This window comes from Streptomyces lienomycini, assembly GCF_027947595.1.
Classification (GTDB): domain Bacteria; phylum Actinomycetota; class Actinomycetes; order Streptomycetales; family Streptomycetaceae; genus Streptomyces; species Streptomyces lienomycini.
The window spans coordinates 685,850-709,928 of the sequence record NZ_CP116257.1; the positions used below are offsets into that span (position 1 = coordinate 685,850).

Here is a 24,079-nt window from a genome sequence, read left to right on the forward strand (position 1 = left end):
ATACCCGTTATCGTTGTGCGGTATGCCTGTGTCCGGGTAGCTCCCGAACGCGGGCAGGACCCGAATCGAAAGGACCCGGAGAGCTATGCCTCCCAAGAAGAAGAAGGTCACGGGGCTCATCAAGCTCCAGATCCAGGCTGGTGCCGCGAACCCGGCCCCGCCGGTCGGCCCCGCGCTGGGTCAGCACGGCGTCAACATCATGGAGTTCTGCAAGGCCTACAACGCCGCGACCGAGTCGCAGCGCGGTTGGGTCATCCCGGTGGAGATCACGGTCTACGAGGACCGCTCCTTCACCTTCATCACCAAGACGCCGCCGGCCGCCAAGATGATCCTCAAGGCCGCGGGCGTGGAGAAGGGCTCCGGCGAGCCGCACAAGACCAAGGTCGCGAAGATCACGCGTGACCAGGTCCGTGAGATCGCCACCACCAAGATGCCCGACCTCAACGCCAACGACCTGGACCAGGCGGAGAAGATCATCGCCGGTACCGCTCGTTCCATGGGCGTCACGGTCGAGGGCTGACCTCCACCCCCGTAAGCACAGCAGTAGTGGCGGGGCCTGCTCGGCCCTAACCACGACTCCTCAGAAGCCACAGGAGCAGTAGTGAGCAAGCGCAGCAAGTCTCTCCGCGCTGCGGACGCCAAGATCGACCGGGACAAGCAGTACGCCCCGCTCGAGGCCGTCCGTCTCGCCAAGGAGACCTCCACGTCCAAGTTCGACGGCACCGTCGAGGTCGCCTTCCGCCTGGGTGTCGACCCGCGCAAGGCCGACCAGATGGTCCGTGGCACCGTGAACCTCCCGCACGGCACCGGCAAGACCGCCCGGGTCCTGGTCTTCGCGACCGGTGACCGTGCCGAGGCCGCGCGTGCCGCGGGCGCCGACATCGTCGGCGCCGACGAACTGATCGACGAGGTGTCGAAGGGCCGTCTGGACTTCGACGCCGTCGTCGCCACCCCGGACCTCATGGGCAAGGTCGGCCGCCTCGGCCGCGTGCTCGGTCCCCGTGGTCTCATGCCGAACCCCAAGACCGGCACCGTGACCCCGGACGTGACCAAGGCCGTCACCGAGATCAAGGGCGGCAAGATCGAGTTCCGCGTCGACAAGCACTCGAACCTGCACTTCATCATCGGCAAGACGTCGTTCGACGACACCAAGCTGGTGGAGAACTACGGTGCGGCGCTGGAGGAGATCCTCCGTCTGAAGCCGTCCGCCGCCAAGGGCCGCTACATCAAGAAGGCCGCCATCAGCACCACGATGGGCCCCGGCATTCCGCTCGACTCCAACCGCACCCGCAACCTCCTCGTCGAGGAGGACCCGGCCGCGGTCTGAGCGAGCAGCTCGCCCCACCGGTTCACGGGCCCCGCACCTTTCGAGGTGCGGGGCCCGTCCCTTTTGGCCCGTCCCCTTTTCCGGCCCCCTGGGTTAGCGTGCGGGCAGCGGCCCCGCGCACGGAGCCGCAGGGGCCGTACGGGGCGCAAGGGGTGGGCGGATGACGGGCACGAGGGCACGCCGTACGGTCGTCTCGATCGCGGTGTCGGCCGCGCTGGCCTGCCTCACCGCCTGCACCGCCGCCGGGGAACCCGCCGAAGCCGCCGGATCCACCGCCGCGTCCGCGTCCTCCTCCGCCTCCGCCCCGCCGGACCCGGCGACGCCGTCCGCCGGCGGCCCGGCCCTCAGCGGCCCCTCGGGCGACTCCCTGCGCGCCGTCGAGCAGGCCACCGGTCGGGCGGGTTCCGCGCGGGTGGAGTCCACCACCGTGATGGGCCGCGAACTGTCCCTGGAGGCCACCGGCGCCCTCGGCTGGCGCGACGGCCTCACCGGCACCCTGACGATCACCTACACGGGCGGTACGACCGCCGAGACCATGCGCCGCCTCGGCACCACGGCGATGGAGGCCCGGTACCTGCCCGACGCCTACTTCGCGAAGATGGGCGACGCGTTCGCCGACCGGGTGGGCGGCCGGCACTGGATCAAGTACGTCTACGCCGACCTGGAGGACCTCGACGGCGCGGGCGCCGGGTTCGCCGACCAGATGCGCAACACCACACCCCACCAGGCGGTGAAGCAACTGCTGACGGCCCGCAACGTGCGCGAGGTGGGCGAGGAGACGACGCGCGGGCGGCGCACGACGCACTGGTCCGGCACCGTGGGCGGCAGTACCGCGCAGACTGTCGACATCTGGGTCGACGACCGGAACCTGCTGGTCAAGAAGGTCGAGCGGGGGCGGACGAAGACCGGGGAACTGACCCAGACCGCGTACTACAGCGACTACGGCGTCACGGTCGCGGCCGAACGCCCACCCGCCTCGGACACGGCCGACTTCAAGGAACTACTGGCCGCGCAGAGCCGGTGAGGCACAAAACACAAGATCATTCGAACCGATTCGGATACGCTCGCGTCCTTGCTGTGGACGACCGCTGTGCGTCAGCGGTGCGTCCCCTGTGCTCCTGGATCCTGTGGGGGGATACCGATGAAGACTTCCGTACGTGTGCCCGTGGGGGCCGCACTGGCCGCGCTGCTGCTCGCCGGTGGGGCGGTGGGCTGCGGCAAGGAGGACGGCACGACCGGCTCCCCGGACATGACGCCGGCCGCGGCCGTCGCCAAGGCGGCGAAGAACACGGAGGAGATCAACTCCCTCCACTACCGCATGAAGGGCAAGGCCCCCGAGGAGGGGCGGGTCGAGGCCGAGGCGGAGATGCAGCTGAAGCCCACCCTCGCGATGAGCATGAAGATGACGGCCCTCGACCAGGGTGCCGACGCGACCACGGAGATCCGGCTCGTCGACAAGGCCATGTACATCGACGGCGGCCCCGAGGCGGCCAAGGAGATGGACGGCAAGAGCTGGATGAAGTTCGACCTGTCGGCGATGGGCGCCGGCGACGAGCTGAACCAGCTGGGCGGCGCCTCCCAGGCCGACAAGAACCCGGCGACCGAGTCCACGTTCCTCACCGGCGCCAAGGACGTCGAGAAGGTCGGCACCGAGACCGTCGACGGCGTGGAGACCACGCACTACAAGGGCACGGTCACCGTCGCCGACCTGGAGAAGACCCTCGGCGACGAGGACAAGGCCACCCGGGACAAGCGCCAGAAGAGCCTCGAGCAGTACGAGAAGATGGGCCTCGACAAGCTCACGATGGACCTGTGGATCGACGGCGACGACCAGACCAAGCAGTTCCGCATGCGCGGCGACGCCGACAAGGGGCCGATGGACATGACCATCACCTTCCTCGGCTTCAACGAACCCGTGAAGGTCACCGCTCCGCCCGCCGGAGAGACCGTCGACCTGGCCGACATGATGAAGGAGGCCCAGCAGGGCTGAGGCCGCGACACCCGGCCCTTTCGGCCGCTCGGGTCGCCGCAGGGGCGGATTTGCTTGACACTGCCCCGTTCACGTATTCTTCCACAGAAGCCAAAGACCGCTGGTCGTTGCCGTGTGTTCGCAAGAGGACACGGTGGCCGAAGGATCCGCTGAACTGCGGACGACCCGCGCAGGTGACTGTGGATGAGCTCCCGGAAGTCCCCGCCCCGTGCGGATGACGATCGGTCGAGCCACGCCCCGTGCGCCTGCGCCGGGGCGTTTCGTTTTCCCCAGTCCTCCTTCGGGTCCGCGCGGTCCGAATCACCCGGAAGGAGGCCGAGGCTCTATGGCGACGCCCGAAAAGGCTGCCGCGGTTGCCGAGCTGACGGACAAGTTCCGCAGCTCCAACGCCGCCGTGCTGACCGAGTACCGCGGTCTCACCGTGGCACAGCTCAAGACGCTGCGCCGGTCGCTCGGTGAGAACGCCCAGTACGCCGTGGTGAAGAACACGCTGACCAAGATTGCGGCCAACGAGGCCGGGATCACGCTCGACGACCAGCTCTTCGCTGGTCCGACGGCCGTCGCCTTCGTCACCGGTGACCCGGTGGAGTCGGCGAAGGGTCTGCGCGACTTCGCCAAGGACAACCCGAATCTCGTCATCAAGGGCGGTGTCCTTGACGGCAAGGCGATGTCCGCCGACGAGATCAAGAAGCTTGCGGACCTCGAGTCCCGCGAGGTTCTGCTCTCCAAGCTGGCGGGTGCCTTCAAGGGCAAGCAGTCCCAGACTGCGCAGCTCTTCCAGGCGCTTCCCTCGAAGCTCGTCCGCACCGTGGACGCGCTCCGTGCCAAGCAGGACGAGCAGGGCGGTGCCGAGTAACTCGGCTCGCTTTCTGATCCGGGCCGCCTGAGCGCGGCACGGGTCGCAGCGGGCCCGACGTACGCCCGCCACACCCCGTACATCCGGCACCTGCCGAATTAGTGGAAGGACCGCCATCATGGCGAAGCTCAGCCAGGACGACCTGCTCGCCCAGTTCGAGGAGATGACCCTCATCGAGCTCTCCGAGTTCGTGAAGGCCTTCGAGGAGAAGTTCGACGTCACGGCCGCCGCCGCCGTCGCCGCCGCCCCGGCCGCCGCTGCCGCTCCGGCCGAGGCCGCTGCCGAGCAGGACGAGTTCGACGTCATCCTCACCGGTGCCGGCGACAAGAAGATCCAGGTCATCAAGGTCGTGCGCGAGCTGACCTCCCTGGGTCTCAAGGAGGCCAAGGACCTCGTGGACGGCGCCCCGAAGCCCGTCCTCGAGAAGGTCGCCAAGGACGCCGCCGAGAAGGCCGCCGAGTCCCTCAAGGGCGCCGGCGCCTCCGTCGAGGTCAAGTAAGACCGCACCGGCACCACGGATCCGGCAGGGTCTGTAACGCCGTAGCACCGAAGAGCGATCATCCATCCGGGTGGTCGCTCTTCGGCGTATCCGAGGTCCGGCGGCGGCTGCCTTGCACGCGTGACGGCGAAGAGTAGGGTGATCTTCGTCGTGCCGTCTCCGGGGCCCTGAGAGTCGCTGGAGGCAACCGGTTCGGGCCTAGGGGGGCCTTGACGAACCGCACGCAGCGCGCAATTCTCAGGGCGTCGTCACAAGGATCCGAATCCGAGGCATGGATCGACGGCGAAGAGGGCAGTATCTGGGTGCGTTGAGGGCGAGGCCTTGCCGCACAGGTGGTGAGAACAACGAGGAGTGAACACGGTCCCCGAGAACCGCACTGGACATCAGTGTGCCAAGTGGCTACACTGACCCTTTGCGCTGCCTGTTAGCTGCCCCCTGCCCGTCACCAGGGGTCTGCCCTCGCCCGAGCACTGACGACCAGAGCACGCCTGACCTGGCTCTTCAGCCACATCAGGCACCCCCTGTCTTCGTGCACGGAATGAGGGGCCGGTACGCGCGTAGTGAGTCCGAGCCCTCGGAAGGACCCCCTCTTGGCCGCCTCGCGCAATGCCTCGACCGCGAATACGAACAACGCTGCCAGCACCGCCCCGCTGCGCATCTCCTTTGCAAAGATCAAGGAGCCCCTCGAGGTTCCGAACCTTCTCGCGCTGCAAACCGAGAGCTTCGACTGGCTGCTCGGCAACGACGCCTGGAAGGCTCGCGTCGAGTCGGCTCTGGAGTCCGGTCAGGACGTCCCCACCAAGTCCGGTCTGGAGGAGATCTTCGAGGAGATCTCCCCGATCGAGGACTTCTCCGGGTCGATGTCGCTGACGTTCCGCGACCACCGTTTCGAGCCCCCCAAGAACAGCATCGACGAGTGCAAGGACCGCGACTTCACGTACGCGGCGCCGCTCTTCGTCACCGCCGAGTTCACCAACAACGAGACCGGCGAGATCAAGTCCCAGACGGTCTTCATGGGCGACTTCCCGCTCATGACCAACAAGGGCACCTTCGTCATCAACGGCACCGAGCGTGTCGTCGTGTCGCAGCTGGTCCGTTCGCCGGGTGTCTACTTCGACTCCTCCATCGACAAGACGTCCGACAAGGACATCTTCTCCGCCAAGATCATCCCGTCCCGGGGTGCCTGGCTGGAGATGGAGATCGACAAGCGCGACATGGTCGGTGTCCGCATCGACCGCAAGCGCAAGCAGTCCGTGACCGTCCTCCTCAAGGCCCTCGGTTGGACGACCGAGCAGATCCTCGAGGAGTTCGGCCAGTACGAGTCCATGCGCGCCACCCTGGAGAAGGACCACACCCAGGGCCAGGACGACGCGCTGCTCGACATCTACCGCAAGCTGCGTCCGGGCGAGCCCCCCACGCGTGAGGCCGCGCAGACGCTGCTCGAGAACCTCTACTTCAACCCGAAGCGCTACGACCTCGCCAAGGTCGGCCGCTACAAGGTGAACAAGAAGCTCGGCGCCGACGAGCCGCTGGACGCCGGCGTCCTCACCACCGACGACGTCATCGCCACCATCAAGTACCTGGTGAAGCTGCACGCCGGTGAGACCGAGACGGTCGGCGAGTCGGGCCGGGAGATCGTCGTCGAGACCGACGACATCGACCACTTCGGCAACCGCCGCATCCGCAACGTCGGCGAGCTGATCCAGAACCAGGTCCGCACGGGTCTCGCCCGTATGGAGCGCGTCGTGCGCGAGCGCATGACCACCCAGGACGTCGAGGCGATCACGCCGCAGACCCTGATCAACATCCGGCCGGTCGTCGCCTCCATCAAGGAGTTCTTCGGCACCAGCCAGCTGTCCCAGTTCATGGACCAGAACAACCCGCTGTCGGGGCTGACGCACAAGCGTCGTCTGAACGCCCTGGGCCCGGGTGGTCTCTCCCGTGAGCGGGCCGGCTTCGAGGTCCGCGACGTGCACCCGTCGCACTACGGCCGCATGTGCCCGATCGAGACGCCCGAAGGCCCGAACATCGGTCTGATCGGCTCGCTCGCCTCGTACGGCCGGATCAACCCCTTCGGCTTCATCGAGACGCCGTACCGCAAGGTCGTCGACGGCCAGGTCACGGACGACGTGGACTACCTGACCGCCGACGAGGAGGACCGCTTCGTCATCGCGCAGGCCAACGCCGCGCTGGGCGACGACATGCGGTTCGCCGAGGCCCGCGTCCTGGTCCGCCGCCGTGGCGGCGAGGTCGACTACGTCCCCGGTGACGACGTCGACTACATGGACGTCTCGCCGCGCCAGATGGTGTCGGTCGCGACCGCGATGATCCCGTTCCTCGAGCACGACGACGCCAACCGTGCCCTCATGGGCGCGAACATGATGCGTCAGGCCGTGCCGCTCATCAAGAGCGAGTCCCCGCTCGTCGGCACCGGCATGGAGTACCGCTCCGCCGCCGACGCCGGTGACGTGGTCAAGGCCGAGAAGGCGGGTGTGGTCCAGGAGGTCTCCGCGGACTACATCACCACCACCAACGACGACGGCACGTACATCACGTACCGCCTGGCCAAGTTCTCCCGGTCCAACCAGGGCACCTCGGTCAACCAGAAGGTCATCGTCGCCGAGGGCGACCGGATCATCGAGGGCCAGGTCCTGGCCGACGGTCCGGCCACCGAGAACGGCGAGATGGCGCTCGGCAAGAACCTGCTGGTCGCGTTCATGCCGTGGGAGGGTCACAACTACGAGGACGCGATCATCCTGTCGCAGCGCCTCGTGCAGGACGACGTCCTCTCCTCGATCCACATCGAGGAGCACGAGGTCGACGCCCGTGACACCAAGCTCGGCCCCGAGGAGATCACCCGGGACATCCCGAACGTCTCCGAGGAGGTCCTCGCCGACCTCGACGAGCGCGGCATCATCCGCATCGGTGCCGAGGTCGTCGCCGGCGACATCCTGGTCGGCAAGGTCACGCCCAAGGGCGAGACCGAGCTGACCCCGGAGGAGCGCCTGCTCCGCGCGATCTTCGGTGAGAAGGCCCGCGAGGTCCGCGACACCTCGCTGAAGGTCCCGCACGGCGAGATCGGCAAGGTCATCGGCGTCCGCGTCTTCGACCGCGAGGAGGGCGACGAGCTTCCCCCCGGTGTCAACCAGCTGGTGCGCGTGTACGTCGCGCAGAAGCGCAAGATCACCGACGGTGACAAGCTCGCCGGCCGCCACGGCAACAAGGGCGTCATCTCCAAGATCAACCCGATTGAGGACATGCCGTTCCTGGAGGACGGCACCCCGGTCGACATCATCCTGAACCCGCTGGGTGTCCCGTCCCGAATGAACCCGGGACAGGTCCTGGAGATCCACCTCGGCTGGCTCGCCAGCCGCGGCTGGGACGTCTCCGGCCTCGCGGAGGAGTGGGCGCAGCGCCTCCAGGTGATCGGCGCCGACAAGGTCGAGCCCGGCACCAACGTCGCCACCCCGGTCTTCGACGGTGCGCGTGAGGACGAGCTGGCCGGCCTGCTCCAGCACACCATCCCGAACCGTGACGGCGAGCGCATGGTGCTCCCGTCCGGCAAGGCGCGGCTGTTCGACGGCCGCAGCGGTGAGCCGTTCCCGGAGCCGATCTCGGTCGGCTACATGTACATCCTCAAGCTCCACCACCTGGTCGACGACAAGCTGCACGCCCGTTCGACCGGCCCGTACTCGATGATCACCCAGCAGCCGCTGGGTGGTAAGGCCCAGTTCGGTGGCCAGCGCTTCGGTGAGATGGAGGTGTGGGCGCTGGAGGCTTACGGCGCCGCGTACGCCCTCCAGGAGCTGCTGACGATCAAGTCCGACGACGTGACCGGCCGCGTGAAGGTCTACGAGGCCATCGTCAAGGGCGAGAACATCCCTGAGCCCGGCATCCCCGAGTCCTTCAAGGTGCTCATCAAGGAGATGCAGTCCCTGTGCCTCAACGTGGAGGTGCTGTCCTCGGACGGCATGTCCATCGAGATGCGTGACACCGACGAGGACGTCTTCCGCGCAGCGGAGGAGCTCGGCATCGACCTGTCGCGGCGCGAGCCGAGCAGCGTCGAAGAGGTCTGACGGGAGTCCGGTCCGGAGGTTCAGCGATGAAGATCCCTGAACCTCCGGCCGGCCCCAGGACCCCCGTTTCAGACCCCAAGACTTACAACCCTGAGAGGGATTGACGCATAGTGCTCGACGTCAACTTCTTCGACGAGCTCCGGATCGGTCTGGCCACCGCTGACGACATCCGTCAGTGGAGCCACGGCGAGGTCAAGAAGCCCGAGACGATCAACTACCGCACGCTCAAGCCCGAGAAGGACGGACTCTTCTGCGAGAAGATCTTCGGTCCGACCCGGGACTGGGAGTGCTACTGCGGCAAGTACAAGCGCGTCCGCTTCAAGGGCATCATCTGCGAGCGCTGCGGCGTCGAGGTCACTCGCGCCAAGGTGCGCCGTGAGCGGATGGGCCACATCGAGCTGGCCGCTCCCGTGACCCACATCTGGTACTTCAAGGGCGTCCCGTCGCGCCTGGGCTACCTGCTCGACCTGGCGCCGAAGGACCTCGAGAAGGTCATCTACTTCGCCGCGTACATGATCACGTTCGTGGACGAGGAGCGCCGCACCCGCGACCTGCCCTCGCTGGAGGCCCACGTCTCCGTCGAGCGCCAGCAGATCGAGCAGCGCCGCGACTCCGACCTGGAGGCCCGCGCCAAGAAGCTCGAGACGGACCTCGCCGAGCTGGAGGCCGAGGGCGCCAAGGCCGACGTGCGCCGCAAGGTGCGCGAGGGTGCCGAGCGTGAGATGAAGCAGCTGCGCGACCGTGCGCAGCGCGAGATCGACCGCCTCGACGAGGTGTGGAACCGGTTCAAGAACCTCAAGGTCCAGGACCTCGAGGGCGACGAGCTGCTCTACCGCGAGCTGCGCGACCGCTTCGGCACCTACTTCGACGGCTCGATGGGCGCCGCCGCGCTGCAGAAGCGCCTGGAGTCCTTCGACCTCGACGAGGAGGCCGAGCGCCTCCGCGAGATCATCCGCACCGGCAAGGGCCAGAAGAAGACCCGTGCGCTCAAGCGCCTCAAGGTCGTCTCCGCGTTCCTGCAGACCAGCAACAGCCCCAAGGGCATGGTGCTGGACTGCGTGCCGGTCATCCCGCCGGACCTGCGTCCGATGGTGCAGCTGGACGGTGGCCGCTTCGCGACCTCCGACCTGAACGACCTGTACCGCCGTGTCATCAACCGCAACAACCGCCTGAAGCGGCTTCTCGACCTCGGTGCGCCCGAGATCATCGTGAACAACGAGAAGCGCATGCTCCAGGAGGCCGTCGACGCGCTCTTCGACAACGGCCGCCGCGGTCGCCCGGTGACGGGCCCCGGCAACCGTCCGCTGAAGTCGCTGTCCGACATGCTCAAGGGCAAGCAGGGCCGCTTCCGTCAGAACCTGCTCGGCAAGCGAGTCGACTACTCGGCGCGTTCCGTCATCGTCGTCGGCCCGCAGCTCAAGCTGCACCAGTGCGGTCTGCCCAAGGCCATGGCGCTGGAGCTCTTCAAGCCGTTCGTGATGAAGCGCCTGGTCGACCTGAACCACGCGCAGAACATCAAGAGCGCCAAGCGCATGGTCGAGCGCGGCCGCACGGTCGTGTACGACGTGCTGGAAGAGGTCATCGCGGAGCACCCGGTTCTGCTGAACCGTGCGCCCACCCTGCACCGCCTCGGCATCCAGGCCTTCGAGCCGCAGCTGGTCGAGGGCAAGGCCATCCAGATCCACCCGCTCGTCTGCACCGCGTTCAACGCGGACTTCGACGGTGACCAGATGGCCGTGCACCTGCCGCTGTCCGCGGAGGCGCAGGCCGAGGCCCGCATCCTGATGCTGTCCTCGAACAACATCCTCAAGCCGGCCGACGGCCGTCCGGTGACGATGCCGACCCAGGACATGGTCCTCGGTCTGTTCTTCCTCACCACGGACTCGGAGGGGCGTGGCCCCAAGGGCGAGGGCCGTGCCTTCGGCTCCGCCGCCGAGGCGATCATGGCGTTCGACGCGGGAGACCTGACGCTCCAGGCGAAGGTCGACATCCGCTTCCCGGTGGGCACCATCCCGCCCCGCGGGTTCGAGCCCCCGGCCCGCGAGGAGGGTGAGCCGGAGTGGCAGCAGGGTGACACCTTCACCCTGAACACCACTCTGGGCCGCGCGCTCTTCAACGAGCTGCTGCCCGAGGACTACCCGTTCGTCGACTACGAGGTCGGCAAGAAGCAGCTCTCCGAGATCGTCAACGACCTCGCCGAGCGCTACCCGAAGGTCATCGTGGCGGCGACGCTCGACAACCTGAAGGCGGCCGGCTTCTTCTGGGCCACCCGTTCCGGCGTCACCGTCGCCATCTCCGACATCGTCGTTCCCGACGCGAAGAAGGAGATCGTCCGCGGTTACGAGGCGCAGGACGAGAAGGTCCAGAAGCAGTACGAGCGCGGTCTGATCACCAAGGAAGAGCGCACGCAGGAGCTCATCGCGATCTGGACCAAGGCGACCAACGAGGTCGCCGAGGCGATGAACGCGAACTTCCCGAAGACCAACCCGGTCTCCATGATGGTGAACTCGGGTGCTCGCGGAAACATGATGCAGATGCGTCAGATCGCCGGTATGCGTGGTCTGGTGTCGAACGCGAAGAACGAGACGATCCCGCGTCCCATCAAGGCCTCCTTCCGTGAGGGCCTGTCCGTGCTGGAGTACTTCATCTCCACGCACGGTGCCCGTAAGGGTCTGGCGGACACCGCTCTGCGTACCGCCGACTCGGGTTACCTCACGCGTCGTCTGGTCGACGTCTCCCAGGACGTCATCATCCGCGAGGAGGACTGCGGCACGGAGCGCGGTCTCAAGCTGCCGATCGCCTCGCGCGACGCGGACGGCACGCTGCGCAAGACCGAGGACGTCGAGACCAGCGTCTACGCCCGCATGCTCGCCGAGGACGTCGTCATCGACGGCAAGGTGATCGCGCCGGCCAACGTCGACCTCGGTGACGTGCTCATCGACGCCCTGGTCGCCCACGGCGTCGAGGAGGTCAAGACCCGCTCGATCCTGACCTGCGAGTCCCAGGTCGGCACCTGCGCCATGTGCTACGGCCGCTCGCTGGCCACCGGCAAGCTGGTCGACATCGGTGAGGCGGTCGGCATCATCGCCGCCCAGTCCATCGGTGAGCCCGGCACCCAGCTGACGATGCGTACCTTCCACACCGGTGGTGTGGCCGGTGACGACATCACGCAGGGTCTGCCGCGTGTCGTCGAGCTCTTCGAGGCCCGTACCCCGAAGGGTGTCGCCCCGATCTCCGAGGCCTCCGGACGCGTCCGGATCGAGGAGACCGAGAAGACCAAGAAGCTCGTCGTCACCCCGGACGACGGCAGCGACGAGACGGCGTTCCCGATCTCGAAGCGTGCCCGTCTGCTCGTGGGCGAGGGCGACCACGTCGAGGTGGGCCAGAAGCTCACCGTGGGTGCCACCAACCCGCACGACGTGCTGCGCATTCTGGGTCAGCGTGCCGTCCAGGTCCACCTGGTCGGCGAGGTCCAGAAGGTCTACAACTCGCAGGGCGTGTCGATCCACGACAAGCACATCGAGATCATCATCCGGCAGATGCTGCGCCGTGTGACGATCATCGAGTCCGGCGACGCCGAGCTGCTGCCCGGCGAGCTGGTCGAGCGGACGAAGTTCGAGACCGAGAACCGTCGTGTGGTCCAGGAGGGCGGTCACCCGGCCTCCGGTCGTCCGCAGCTGATGGGTATCACCAAGGCCTCGCTGGCGACGGAGTCCTGGCTGTCGGCCGCCTCCTTCCAGGAGACGACCCGGGTGCTGACGGACGCGGCGATCAACGCCAAGTCCGACAGCCTCATCGGCCTCAAGGAGAACGTCATCATCGGTAAGCTCATCCCGGCCGGTACGGGCCTGTCCCGCTACCGCAACATCCGGGTGGAGCCGACCGAGGAGGCCAAGGCCGCGATGTACTCGGCCGTCGGCTACGACGACATCGACTACTCGCCGTTCGGCACGGGCTCCGGCCAGGCCGTTCCGCTGGAGGACTACGACTACGGTCCGTACAACCAGTAAGCGGGCAGGTTGAACGAAGGGCGGTCACCCCGTGGGGGTGGCCGCCCTTCGGCGTGCGCGGGCGTAGGGCAGAATCACGTGCGTCGTCCGATCCCCGCACCATCCGCCCTCCGGCCTGGGAGTTGTCGTGCTCGCGATAGGAATCATGCTCGTCGTCATGGTGTGCGGCTCGTCGTTGGTGCTGGGCACCAACCTGTACGCCCTGCGCAAGGCGAGGCGACTCGAGTCCGCGGGCACCCGCGTCGAGGGCGAATGCGTCGGCCACTACTGGCCGAGCGGCGGCTACGTGGGCGCCGTCTGCACGTACTCCGCGGAGGCCGGGCAGGAGCTCACGGTCCGCTCGTCGCGGTACTCCGTCCCCCCGGTGGAGGTGGGGGACGCGGTGGAGGTCGTCCACGAGCCGGGGCGGCCGGAACGGGCGATGCTGCTGTTCGAGGCGACCCGGCGGGTGGGGTACGACACGGCCCTGACGGCCGTCATGGGCGCGCTGTGGGCGGCGGCGGTGACGGGGCTGCTCCTCACGCTGTGACGGCGCCGCCGCACCGCGCGGTGGTTACGGCACGCCCAGTTCGAAGATGACGTAGTGCGCGTACCAGCCGGAGGCGATCGACGCCGTGGTGAAGAAGACCACCAGGGCCGGCGGCTTCAGGCGGCTGAGCGCCGCGGCCGGGGCGAGGAGGAGGGGGAAGGCGGGGAGCAGGTAGCGCATCGTGTTGCCGAACATCTGCTGGGTGCCCAGGACCGTGACGATCGTCGCCAGGGTGTAGGCGACGAGGACCAGCGGGGGCCTCTTGCGCAGCATCAGGGCGACGAGGAAGGGCAGCGCCAGGACCAGCTGGAGGGAGAGCAGGTCCGGGGTGGAGAAGGCGAAGGGGTAGTCGCCGCGGCCCACGGCGAGGTTGCGCAGCACGTCCCAGGTGTAGGCGCCGTAGTCGAAGAAGTGCGCCCAGCCCTCGCGCTGGAGCGTGAAGTAGGCCGTGGCCTCACCGGTGCTCCAGCCGACCCAGGCGATGTAGCAGAGCAGGCCGAGCGGCGCGACGAGCATCGCGTACACCGGGCCGCGTACGCCGTGCTCGCGCCGGGACTCGGGGCGGGCCAGCGTCACCAGGGCGGCCAGGCCCACGGCGCCTATCAGGACCGCCGAGGTGGGCCGGTTCAGGCCGGCGGTGAAGGCGAGCAGGCCCGCCGCCACCCAGCGCCCCTTCATCACGGCGTAGCAGGTCCAGGCGGCGAGGGCGACGAACAGGGACTCGGAGTACACCGCCCACTCGACGCCCGCGCCCGGCGCCACCGCCCACAGTCCCGCGGCGACGGTGCCCGCCCGTGCTCCCGCGATCAGCGAGATCACGGCGTAGATCCCGGCCGCGGCGACGAAGGACGTGAGGACGGAGACCAGGATGCCGGAGCCGTACAGGCCGAGTCCGGTGGACTCCGAGACCATGCGGATGAGGGCGGGGTAGAGCGGGAAGAACGCGACCGAGTTCTGCTGGACCGTGAACAGGCCGTCGGAGTCCAGCCGGACCAGAGCGGGGCTGTAGCCGTGCTCGGCGACCTGGAGGTACCACCAGCCGTCCCAGGTGGCCAGGACGTCCCACCAGTGGGCGCCGCCGCCGAAGCGCGGGTTCTTCCCCCGGAAGTCCCCGGCGTACGTCAGGAGGGAGGCGAAGATCCCGAGACCGACGAGTTTGGTGACGCCGTACAGGGCGAGCGGGGCGAGGAAGGGGCGCGCGCCGGCCGGGAGGGCGGGCGGCCAGGTCCGCCAGGAGCGGGCCGCGGGCCCTCCGGGCCGGCGCGCGCGGGTGCCGGCCGGCCCGTCGGTCACCGTGTCGTCGGCAGCCGTGTCCATGGCTGTCATCCCCCTCGGGCCCACCCTCGACCGTCAATCGCTGCCATAAGATCGCACAAGAGTCGCACATCCGTACTCACTGTCAGGGGGAGGGGAGGCGCGGTGCCCGAGGAGCGGGACGCGGAGCGGCACGAACCGGTCGTGCTGTCGGTCGTCATCCCGATGTTCAACGAGGAAGAGGCCCTGCCCGCGCTGGTCACCAGGCTCCGGCCGGTCCTGACGGAGCTGGGCGTCCCCCACGAGGTCGTCGCCGTCGACGACGGCAGCGGCGACCGCACGGCGGAGCTGCTCGCCGCCTTCCGGCTGGGCTGGCCGGAACTGCGCGTGGTCGCGCTGCGGCGCAACTCCGGCCACCAGGCGGCCCTCACGGCGGGCCTCGACCGGGCGCGCGGCGCGTACGTGGTGAGTCTGGACGCCGACCTGCAGGACCCGCCGGAGAAGATCCCCGACATGCTGGCGCTGGCCCGCGCGCAGGGGCTCGACATCGTCTACGGGGTGCGCGCCGACCGCAGCAGCGACTCCGGGTTCAAGCGCTGGTCGGCGGGCGTGTACTACCGGCTGATGCGGCGCCTTGCGGGGCCGTCGGTCCCGGCCCAGGCGGGCGACTTCCGGCTGCTGAGCCGGGCCGCCGTGGACGCCCTGAAGGCCCTGCCCGACCAGCAGCGCGTATACCGCCTGCTGGTGCCGTGGCTGGGCTTTCCGAGCGGGCAGGTGGCCTACGAGCGCGCCCCGCGTACGGCGGGCCGCACCAAGTACCCGCTGGGCCGGATGATCCGCCTGGCGGTCGACAGCGTCACCGGCTTCTCCGCGGCCCCGCTGCGCATCGCCACGTGGCTGGGCGCCGGCGCCTTCGTCGTCTGCCTGGCGCTGCTGGTCTACACGCTGACCGCGTTCGCGCTGGGCCGCACGGTGCCCGGCTGGACGTCCCTGTTCACCGGGATCGTCTTCATCGGCGCCGTCCAGCTGATCTGCGTCGGTCTGCTCGGTGAATATGTCGGGCGCATCTACACGGCGGTGCAGAACCGGCCCACGTACTTCGTCCGCCACGACACCGCGGCCCCTTCGCCCGGCGGTGGCGCGGGTGCCGAGGACCCGAAGGAGCCGCGCGTGCCGGTGCCGCGGGCCTGAGACGCCCGCCGTCGATCAGGACGAGACGGAAGGAAACGGGCGTGGACGCCGGTCTCGCCCATTTGTTTTGACCGCAGCGAATGCGATAGGTACGCTCAGACCTTGTGCCTGGGGTGTGCCCTGGCCCTCGTGCGTGCCTACAACCGCACCGGGGTCGTGTGCGGCCACTGCATTCCGCGCCTCTTTCCGCCTCGCGGCCGGAGTCCGCGGGTTCGACACACCCGACCGCGTGGGTCGGTGGCGTTCCAGGTTAGCTTCACCATTCGGCACACAGAAACCGGAGAAGTAGTGCCTACGATCCAGCAGCTGGTCCGGAAGGGCCGGCAGGACAAGGTCGAGAAGAACAAGACGCCCGCACTCGAGGGTTCGCCCCAGCGCCGTGGCGTCTGCACGCGTGTGTTCACGACCACCCCGAAGAAGCCGAACTCGGCCCTGCGTAAGGTCGCGCGTGTGCGTCTGACCAGCGGGATCGAGGTCACTGCTTACATTCCGGGTGAGGGGCACAACCTGCAGGAGCACTCCATCGTGCTCGTGCGCGGCGGCCGTGTGAAGGACCTGCCGGGTGTTCGCTACAAGATCATCCGCGGTTCGCTTGACACCCAGGGTGTGAAGAACCGCAAGCAGGCCCGCAGCCGCTACGGCGCCAAGAAGGAGAAGTAAGAATGCCTCGTAAGGGCCCCGCCCCGAAGCGCCCGGTCATCATCGACCCGGTCTACGGTTCTCCTCTGGTGACCTCCCTGATCAACAAGGTGCTGCTGAACGGCAAGCGCTCCACCGCCGAGCGCATCGTCTACGGCGCCATGGAGGGTCTGCGCGAGAAGACCGGCAACGACCCGGTCATCACGCTCAAGCGCGCTCTCGAGAACATCAAGCCGACCCTCGAGGTCAAGTCCCGCCGTGTCGGTGGCGCGACCTACCAGGTCCCGATCGAGGTCAAGCCGGGCCGTGCGAACACGCTCGCCCTGCGCTGGCTCGTCGGTTACTCCCGCGCCCGTCGCGAGAAGACCATGACCGAGCGTCTGCTCAACGAGCTCCTCGACGCCTCCAACGGCCTGGGTGCCGCTGTGAAGAAGCGCGAGGACACGCACAAGATGGCCGAGTCCAACAAGGCCTTCGCGCACTACCGCTGGTAGTCGCTACCCACATCGAGACCGAGAGAAGACTGAAGCCTTATGGCTACCACTTCACTTGACCTGGCCAAGGTCCGCAACATCGGGATCATGGCCCACATCGACGCGGGCAAGACGACCACCACCGAGCGGATCCTGTTCTACACCGGCGTCTCGTACAAGATCGGTGAGGTCCACGACGGCGCCGCCACGATGGACTGGATGGAGCAGGAGCAGGAGCGTGGCATCACGATCACGTCTGCTGCGACCACCTGTCACTGGCCGCTCGAGGACAACGACTACACGATCAACATCATCGACACCCCGGGGCACGTCGACTTCACCGTCGAGGTGGAGCGGTCCCTGCGTGTGCTCGACGGTGCCGTGACCGTGTTCGACGGTGTCGCCGGTGTCGAGCCCCAGTCCGAGACGGTGTGGCGCCAGGCCGACCGTTACGGCGTGCCCCGCATCTGCTTCGTGAACAAGCTGGACCGTACCGGCGCCGAGTTCCACCGCTGCGTGGAGATGATCTCGGACCGCCTGGGCGCCCAGCCGCTGGTCATGCAGCTCCCGATCGGTGCCGAGGCCGACTTCCAGGGCGTCGTGGACCTCGTCCGCATGAAGGCGCTCGTGTGGTCCGCCGACGCGGCCAAGGGCGAGATGTACGACACCGTCGACATCCCGGCCACGCACACCGAGGCCGCCGAGGAGTGGCGCGGCAAGCTGGTCGAGGCCGTCGCGGAGAACGACGAAGAGGTCATGGAGCTGTTCCTGGAGGGCCAGGAGCCCACCGAGGAGCAGCTGTACGCCGCGATCCGTCGCATCACCATCGCCTCCGGCAAGTCCGCCGACACCACGGTCACCCCGGTGTTCTGCGGCACCGCGTTCAAGAACAAGGGCGTCCAGCCCCTGCTCGACGCGGTCGTGCGCTACCTGCCGACCCCGCTCGACGTCGAGGCCATCGAGGGCCACGACGTCAAGGACCCCGAGGTCGTCGTCAAGCGCAAGCCGTCGGAGGAGGAGCCCCTCTCCGCCCTCGCGTTCAAGATCATGAGCGACCCGCACCTCGGCAAGCTCACCTTCGTCCGGGTGTACTCCGGCCGCCTGGTGTCCGGCACCGCGGTGCTGAACTCCGTCAAGGGCCGCAAGGAGCGCATCGGCAAGATCTACCGCATGCACGCCAACAAGCGTGAGGAGATCGAGTCGGTGGGCGCCGGTGACATCGTCGCCGTCATGGGCCTGAAGCAGACCACCACCGGTGAGACGCTGTCCGACGACAAGCAGCCGGTCATCCTGGAGTCCATGGACTTCCCGGCCCCGGTCATCCAGGTCGCCATCGAGCCCAAGTCGAAGGGCGACCAGGAGAAGCTCGGCGTCGCGATCCAGCGCCTGGCCGAGGAGGACCCCTCCTTCCAGGTCCACACCAACGAGGAGACCGGCCAGACCATCATCGGTGGTATGGGCGAGCTGCACCTCGAGGTGCTGGTCGACCGCATGCGCCGTGAGTTCAAGGTCGAGGCCAACGTCGGCAAGCCCCAGGTCGCCTACCGTGAGACGATCCGCAAGGCCGTCGAGCGCGTGGACTACACCCACAAGAAGCAGACCGGTGGTACCGGTCAGTTCGCCAAGGTGCAGATCGCGATCGAGCCGATCGAGGGCGGCGACGCCTCGTACGAGTTCGTGAACAAGGTGACCGGTGGCCGCATCCCGAAGGAGTACATCCCTTCGGTGGACGCCGGTGCGCAGGAGGCCATGCAGTTCGGCATCCTGGCCGGCTACGAGATGACGGGCGTCCGCGTCACGCTCATCGACGGTGGCTACCACGAGGTCGACTCCTCCGAGCTCGCCTTCAAGATCGCCGGTTCGCAGGCCTTCAAGGAGGCCGCCCGCAAGGCCAGCCCCGTGCTGCTCGAGCCGATGATGGCCGTCGAGGTCACCACGCCCGAGGACTACATGGGCGACGTCATCGGTGACATCAACTCCCGCCGTGGCCAGATCCAGGCCATGGAGGAGCGGATGGGTGCCCGCGTCGTGAAGGGCCTCGTGCCGCTGTCGGAGATGTTCGGCTACGTCGGAGACCTCCGCAGCAAGACGTCGGGTCGCGCAAGCTACTCGATGCAGTTCGACTCCTACGCCGAGGTTCCCCGGAACGTCGCCGAGGAGATCATCGCGAAGGCCAAGGGCGAGTAGCGGACTCCGTTCAACGGACCCCGTTCTCACGCTTTAGGCTTGACCCCGGAGCCTGCGGGGGCGTTCCGCCGCAAACCCGGCGGAACGCCCCCGGCACCCGGGCTTTCCAGCAAAGATCACCTGGCGCCGATGAGTAAGGCGTACAGAACCACTCCACAGGAGGACCCCAGTGGCGAAGGCGAAGTTCGAGCGGACTAAGCCGCACGTCAACATCGGCACCATCGGTCACATCGACCACGGTAAGACGACCCTCACGGCCGCCATTACCAAGGTGCTGCACGACGCGTACCCGGACATCAACGAGGCGTCGGCGTTCGACCAGATCGACAAGGCTCCCGAAGAGCGCCAGCGCGGTATCACCATCTCCATCGCGCACGTCGAGTACCAGACCGAGGCGCGTCACTACGCCCACGTCGACTGCCCCGGTCACGCCGACTACATCAAGAACATGATCACGGGTGCGGCGCAGATGGACGGCGCCATCCTCGTGGTCGCCGCCACCGACGGCCCGATGCCGCAGACCAAGGAGCACGTGCTCCTGGCCCGCCAGGTCGGCGTTCCGTACATCGTCGTCGCCCTGAACAAGGCCGACATGGTGGACGACGAGGAGATCCTGGAGCTCGTCGAGCTCGAGGTGCGTGAGCTCCTCTCCGAGTACGAGTTCCCGGGCGACGACGTTCCCGTCGTCAAGGTCTCCGCTCTGAAGGCCCTCGAGGGCGACAAGGAGTGGGGCAACTCGGTCCTCGAGCTCATGAAGGCCGTGGACGAGGCCATCCCGGAGCCCGAGCGCGACGTCGACAAGCCGTTCCTGATGCCGATCGAGGACGTCTTCACCATCACCGGTCGCGGTACGGTCGTCACCGGCCGCATCGAGCGTGGTGTCCTCAAGGTCAACGAGACCGTCGACATCATCGGCATCAAGCAGGAGAAGACCACCACCACGGTCACCGGCATCGAGATGTTCCGGAAGCTCCTCGACGAGGGCCAGGCCGGTGAGAACGTCGGTCTGCTGCTTCGCGGCATCAAGCGCGAGGACGTCGAGCGCGGCCAGGTCATCATCAAGCCGGGCTCGGTCACCCCGCACACCGAGTTCGAGGCCCAGGCCTACATCCTGTCGAAGGACGAGGGTGGCCGTCACACCCCCTTCTTCAACAACTACCGTCCGCAGTTCTACTTCCGTACGACGGACGTGACCGGCGTCGTGACCCTCCCCGAGGGCACCGAGATGGTCATGCCGGGTGACAACACCGAGATGAAGGTGGAGCTCATCCAGCCCGTCGCCATGGAAGAGGGCCTGAAGTTCGCCATCCGCGAGGGTGGCCGGACCGTGGGCGCCGGCCAGGTCACCAAGATCAACAAGTAAGCTCCGCTTGCTTGTCGGTCGACCCGACCTGACATGGGCTGATGCCTGAGAGGGCCCGTACGACTTCGGTCGTACGGGCCCTCTCGCCGTTCCGGTCGGCCTCGGGACGCAGGGGTGGGTCATGCGCGGATGCCCGCCGCCTCCCCCGTGCGGCGGCGCAGGATCAGGCCGGCGGGTACGACCGAGGCGGTGACCGCGAGTACGGCGCAGGCGCCCACGACCGTGCCGACGGCCGCCCACGGCAGCACCGGCGCCGCGGGCACCGAGAGCAGGGCGAGTGCCGTCCACAGGCCCGCCAGGCCGAGACCGGCGACGACCAGGCCCAGGAGCGCGCCGACCGCGACGACCGTCAGGGCCTCCGCGCCGACCATCCGGAGCACCTGGCCGTCGGTGGCGCCGGCCAGGCGCAGTACCGCGAGATCGCGGACGCGGTCGGAGGTGGCCATCAGCGCCGTGTTGACCAGGGAGATCCCGGTGTAGAGCAGGGCGATGCCGAGGACCAGGAAGAGACCGAGCCGGGTCGTGCCGCCGCTCTTCGGGTGGGCGGCCGCGATCCACTCGTCCCTGGTCGACACCTGCCCGCCGGCCGGGCCCACCGCCTCCCGCAGCCGCTGCGCCACCGCGTCGGCGTCGGCTCCGTCCGCGAGGCCGACGTCCACCCGGTCGACCGGGGCGCCCGGGGCGTTGGCGGGGGTGACGTACACGCCGTTGTCGCCCGTGCCGGTCGTCAGCACGGCGGCGACGCGCAGCGTCCGCTCCGTGCCGTCCCCGAGCCACACGCGCACGCGCTCGCCGACCGTGTGCCGCTCCCACTCCTCGTTCACGATGATCGAGTCGTCGTCCAGGTCGGTCACCTTCCCCGCGGCGAGCGGCAGCCGGGTGGTGGCGGCGAGGGCACCGGGGTCGGCGACCGCGCGCGCCTCGGACCCGATGAGCGCCACGCCCTCCTCCAGGACGAACACCGCGCTCGTGGAGGACGGTGAGACCTCGGCCCCGGGTGTCGCGCGCAGCCGGGCCAGGGCCCCCGCGTCGAAGCCCGTGCCGCCGTCCGGGGCGGTGATCACGAGGGCGGCGGCGGTCCGCTCCCGCGTCTCGGCGGTCTTCGCCCCGGTCAGCGTCGCGGTGGCGCCGAGCAGCGAGCCCGCGAGCGCGACGGTGACGAGTACGGGGGCGGCGACGGCCGCGCTGCGGCGGACGGCGGTGGCCGTGTTCTCCCGCACCAGCATGCCCGCGGCGCCCGGCAACCGCGCCGGGAGCCAGGTGAGCAGCCGGGCCAGGGGGCCTACCGCGACGGGCGCGAGCAGGGCGATCGCGGTGATCAGCAGCATGGGGCGGGTCACGTACGTCTTGCGGTGCAGCAGGTCGCCGGGGTCGCCGGCCAGGGAGACGCCCAGCGTGACCAGCGCGGTCAGCAGCAGGCCCGCGCCGCACAGCCACCGGCCCGGGGTCATCGCCCCGGTGTCGGCGGACGCTTCGCGCAGCGCCTCGACGGGGCCCGTCCGGCCCGCCCGCCACGACGCCGCGACCGCGCCGCACAGGGCGACGACGAGTCCCGTCCAGAAGGCCGCGTGGTACGGCCAGGCGTGGTCGCCGATGGTGAACCACCGAGGGGCCAGGCCGCCGTCGACCACCCGTGCCGCCAGGTGCGGGGCGCCGTACGAGCCGAGCACGCAGCCGGTCGCGGAGGCGAGGACGCCGACCGCGAGCGCCTCGGCCAGCACCGTCCGGCGCAGCTGTCCCGGCGTCGCCCCCACCATGCGCAGCAGCCCGAACTCGCGGCGGCGCCGGGCGACCGTGAAGGCGAACGTGGACGCCACGACGAACACCGACACGAACGCGGTGACGCCGCCGGCCGTGCCGAACAGGGCGTTCATCGCGGTCAGCGCCTCCGCGTCCCGGTCGGGGTCGGCGTCCGCGTACCGGCGTTCGTCCCCGGTGAGCACCCGGACACCCGTGTCGCCGCGCACGGCGTCCCGTACGGCGGTCACCGGTGCGTCGACCGCCGCCTGCACGCTCACCGGGGCGAGCCGGGCGGCACGCGCGTCGGTGAAGAAGACGGCGTCCTCGAAGCCGAGGCCGGACACGGTGCCCACGACGCGCAGGGCGCCCCGGTCCGTGCGCACGCGCTCGCCCGGCGCCGCCCAGTCCCCGGTGACGACGACCTCGTCGGCGGTGTGCGGCGCGCGGCCCGCGTCGATCCGGTACGGGGCGAACGCGGCGGTGGACCAGGGGTGGCCCACCAGGTCACCGGGCCCGTGCCGGTCGTGGACGCGTACGGCGAAGGACCGGTCCTCGACGACCGTGCCGAGCCGCTTCAACCGGGCCAGGGTGGCGGCGGGCACGGGGCGGGGCCGCGGCAGCGCCTTCGTACGCTCCCCGGAGGGCGTCGGCACCCGCAGGGTGTCCTGCCCCCGGACCACCACCGGCGCGGCCGCGAACCGCTCCGGCGCCCGCTCCGGCGCGTCGAGCGAGGAGGCGAGCGCCAGCCCCGTCACGGTGAGCAGCGCGACCCCCAGCGCCAGCGCGACGAAGCTCCCGACGAAGGCCACCCAGCGGGTGCGCAGGGTGTGCAGGGTGACGGTCAGCACGGGGTGGCCTCCGGCCGGGTCGGGTGGGCTGCGGCGGGGGAGGCGGGCGGCTCGTTGTCGGCGTGGCCGTCGGTGGGGGGCATGGGGCGGGCGGTGGGGGCGTCGTGGCGGGTGTGCGGGGTGGTGGTCGGCGGGGGGTGGCCTTCGGGGCGGACGGTGGCCGGCACGGGGGCGCCTTCGGCGCGGACGATGGTGGGCACGGGGGCGCCTTGGGGGTGGGTGGTGGTCGGGGTGGTCGTCTCCAGGGCGGTGAGGTGGGCGGCGATGGTGTCGGCGGGGGAGGCGGGCAGTTCGCCGTGCACGCGGCCGTCGACGAGGAACACCACGCGGTCGGCGCAGGAGGCGGCCACCGGGTCGTGCGTGACCATGACGACGGTCCGGCCCTCGCGGTCGACCGTGCCGCGCAGCAGGGCCAGCACCTCGCGTCCGGCCTGCGAGTCCAACGCCCCCGTCGGCTCGTCGGCGAACAGCACCTCGGGGCGGGTGATCAGGGCGCGGGCCAGGGCGACGCGCTGCTGCTGGCCGCCGGACAGCTCGGTCGGCCGGTGCCGGGCGCGGTCGGCGAGGCCCACCTGCCGCAGCACCTCGCCCACCCGGCCGCGCGGAGGGCGGCGGCCGGACAACCGCAGGGGGAGCACCACGTTCTGCTCCGCGGTCAGCGACGGCAGCAGGTTGTACGCCTGGAAGACGAACCCGACGCGGTCACGGCGCAGCAGGGTCAGCCGCCGCCCGCTCAGCCCGGTCAGCTCCGTGCCGCCGACGACGACCGATCCCGACGTGGGCCGGTCGAGACCGGCCGCGCACTGCAGGAGGGTCGACTTGCCCGAGCCGGAGGGCCCCATCACCGCGGTGAACGTGCCCCGGCGAAAGGCGACGGAGACGTCGTCGAGGGCCGCCACCGAGCCGGCGCCCGATCCGTACCGGCGGCTGACGGAACACAGCCGTACCGCGTCGTCGTCGCCCTCGTGGCCGTTCTTCATGTGTCTCCATTCGCCGGGTCCCGGACTGCTCGCTGACCGGCCCCACACAACCGCCCGCGACCACCCCGGCGCAGTGCGGCAGGGGCGAGAACCGGGGTGGGGCAGGCCATACCCCCA

Annotated in this window: 16 protein-coding genes and 1 pseudogene; 14 read left to right on the plus strand and 3 right to left on the minus strand. The window is 69.1% G+C overall.

Annotated features, from left to right (window positions below):
• Window positions 1–85: 85 nt before the first annotated feature.
• The 9 genes from rplK to BJ961_RS03355 all read left to right on the plus strand — a co-directional run bounded on the left by rplK (window position 86) and on the right by BJ961_RS03355 (window position 13,287).
• On the plus strand, window positions 86–520 hold the full coding sequence (gene rplK / locus BJ961_RS03315; protein ID WP_003974315.1) for a 50S ribosomal protein L11: 435 nt from the start codon (window positions 86–88) through the stop codon (window positions 518–520).
• 81 nt (window positions 521–601) lie between these two features.
• The gene (gene rplA, locus BJ961_RS03320; protein WP_271319815.1) at window positions 602–1,327 is read left to right on the plus strand and encodes a 50S ribosomal protein L1; all 726 of its coding nucleotides are present in this window, start codon (window positions 602–604) and stop codon (window positions 1,325–1,327) included.
• 160 nt (window positions 1,328–1,487) lie between these two features.
• Window positions 1,488–2,351 (plus strand): hypothetical protein, encoded by an 864-nt coding sequence (locus BJ961_RS03325; RefSeq protein ID WP_271319816.1) that lies wholly within the window; start codon window positions 1,488–1,490, stop codon window positions 2,349–2,351.
• Between the two features lie 117 nt (window positions 2,352–2,468).
• On the plus strand, window positions 2,469–3,317 hold the full coding sequence (locus tag BJ961_RS03330; RefSeq protein WP_271319817.1) for a LolA-like protein: 849 nt from the start codon (window positions 2,469–2,471) through the stop codon (window positions 3,315–3,317).
• A 325-nt stretch (window positions 3,318–3,642) separates the two neighbouring features.
• The gene (gene rplJ, locus BJ961_RS03335; protein ID WP_003974311.1) at window positions 3,643–4,173 is read left to right on the plus strand and encodes a 50S ribosomal protein L10; all 531 of its coding nucleotides are present in this window, start codon (window positions 3,643–3,645) and stop codon (window positions 4,171–4,173) included.
• Window positions 4,174–4,291: 118 nt separating this feature from the next.
• A complete protein-coding gene (gene rplL, locus BJ961_RS03340) occupies window positions 4,292–4,672 on the plus strand; it encodes a 50S ribosomal protein L7/L12 (protein WP_087807759.1) in 381 nt (126 codons plus the stop codon).
• 590 nt (window positions 4,673–5,262) lie between these two features.
• Window positions 5,263–8,748: a DNA-directed RNA polymerase subunit beta gene (gene rpoB, locus BJ961_RS03345; RefSeq protein WP_271319818.1), complete on the plus strand. Its 3,486-nt coding sequence runs from the start codon at window positions 5,263–5,265 to the stop codon at window positions 8,746–8,748.
• 110 nt (window positions 8,749–8,858) lie between these two features.
• The gene (locus BJ961_RS03350) at window positions 8,859–12,758 is read left to right on the plus strand and encodes a DNA-directed RNA polymerase subunit beta' (RefSeq protein ID WP_271319819.1); all 3,900 of its coding nucleotides are present in this window, start codon (window positions 8,859–8,861) and stop codon (window positions 12,756–12,758) included.
• Between the two features lie 127 nt (window positions 12,759–12,885).
• Window positions 12,886–13,287 (plus strand): DUF3592 domain-containing protein, encoded by a 402-nt coding sequence (locus BJ961_RS03355; protein ID WP_271319820.1) that lies wholly within the window; start codon window positions 12,886–12,888, stop codon window positions 13,285–13,287.
• Window positions 13,288–13,311: 24 nt separating this feature from the next.
• On the opposite strand, the gene BJ961_RS03360 is transcribed toward BJ961_RS03355, so the two are convergent.
• Window positions 13,312–14,604: a glycosyltransferase family protein gene (locus tag BJ961_RS03360; protein WP_271319821.1), complete on the minus strand. Its 1,293-nt coding sequence runs from the start codon at window positions 14,602–14,604 to the stop codon at window positions 13,312–13,314.
• A 102-nt stretch (window positions 14,605–14,706) separates the two neighbouring features.
• Between BJ961_RS03360 and BJ961_RS03365 the strand changes: the two genes are divergently transcribed.
• The 5 genes from BJ961_RS03365 to tuf all read left to right on the plus strand — a co-directional run bounded on the left by BJ961_RS03365 (window position 14,707) and on the right by tuf (window position 20,394).
• Window positions 14,707–15,732, plus strand: coding sequence for a glycosyltransferase family 2 protein (locus tag BJ961_RS03365; RefSeq protein ID WP_271319822.1), 1,026 nt, complete (start codon window positions 14,707–14,709; stop codon window positions 15,730–15,732).
• Between the two features lie 288 nt (window positions 15,733–16,020).
• Complete coding sequence (gene rpsL / locus BJ961_RS03370; RefSeq protein WP_003948652.1) at window positions 16,021–16,392, plus strand: 30S ribosomal protein S12; 372 nt, start codon at window positions 16,021–16,023, stop codon at window positions 16,390–16,392.
• A gap of 2 nt (window positions 16,393–16,394) precedes the next feature.
• Complete coding sequence (gene rpsG, locus BJ961_RS03375) at window positions 16,395–16,865, plus strand: 30S ribosomal protein S7 (protein ID WP_003974303.1); 471 nt, start codon at window positions 16,395–16,397, stop codon at window positions 16,863–16,865.
• A gap of 39 nt (window positions 16,866–16,904) precedes the next feature.
• Window positions 16,905–19,031, plus strand: coding sequence for an elongation factor G (gene fusA / locus BJ961_RS03380; protein WP_271319823.1), 2,127 nt, complete (start codon window positions 16,905–16,907; stop codon window positions 19,029–19,031).
• Window positions 19,032–19,200: 169 nt separating this feature from the next.
• Window positions 19,201–20,394, plus strand: coding sequence for an elongation factor Tu (gene tuf / locus BJ961_RS03385; protein ID WP_159329772.1), 1,194 nt, complete (start codon window positions 19,201–19,203; stop codon window positions 20,392–20,394).
• A gap of 119 nt (window positions 20,395–20,513) precedes the next feature.
• Here tuf and BJ961_RS03390 read toward each other — a convergent pair whose 3' ends face one another.
• Both BJ961_RS03390 and BJ961_RS03395 read right to left on the minus strand, forming a co-directional pair.
• Entirely contained in the window at window positions 20,514–22,982 is a 2,469-nt protein-coding gene (locus BJ961_RS03390; protein WP_271319824.1) for an ABC transporter permease, read from the minus strand.
• A 239-nt stretch (window positions 22,983–23,221) separates the two neighbouring features.
• Window positions 23,222–23,962, minus strand: a pseudogene (locus BJ961_RS03395) (ABC transporter ATP-binding protein); the annotation flags it as partial.
• Window positions 23,963–24,079: the final 117 nt, after the last annotated feature.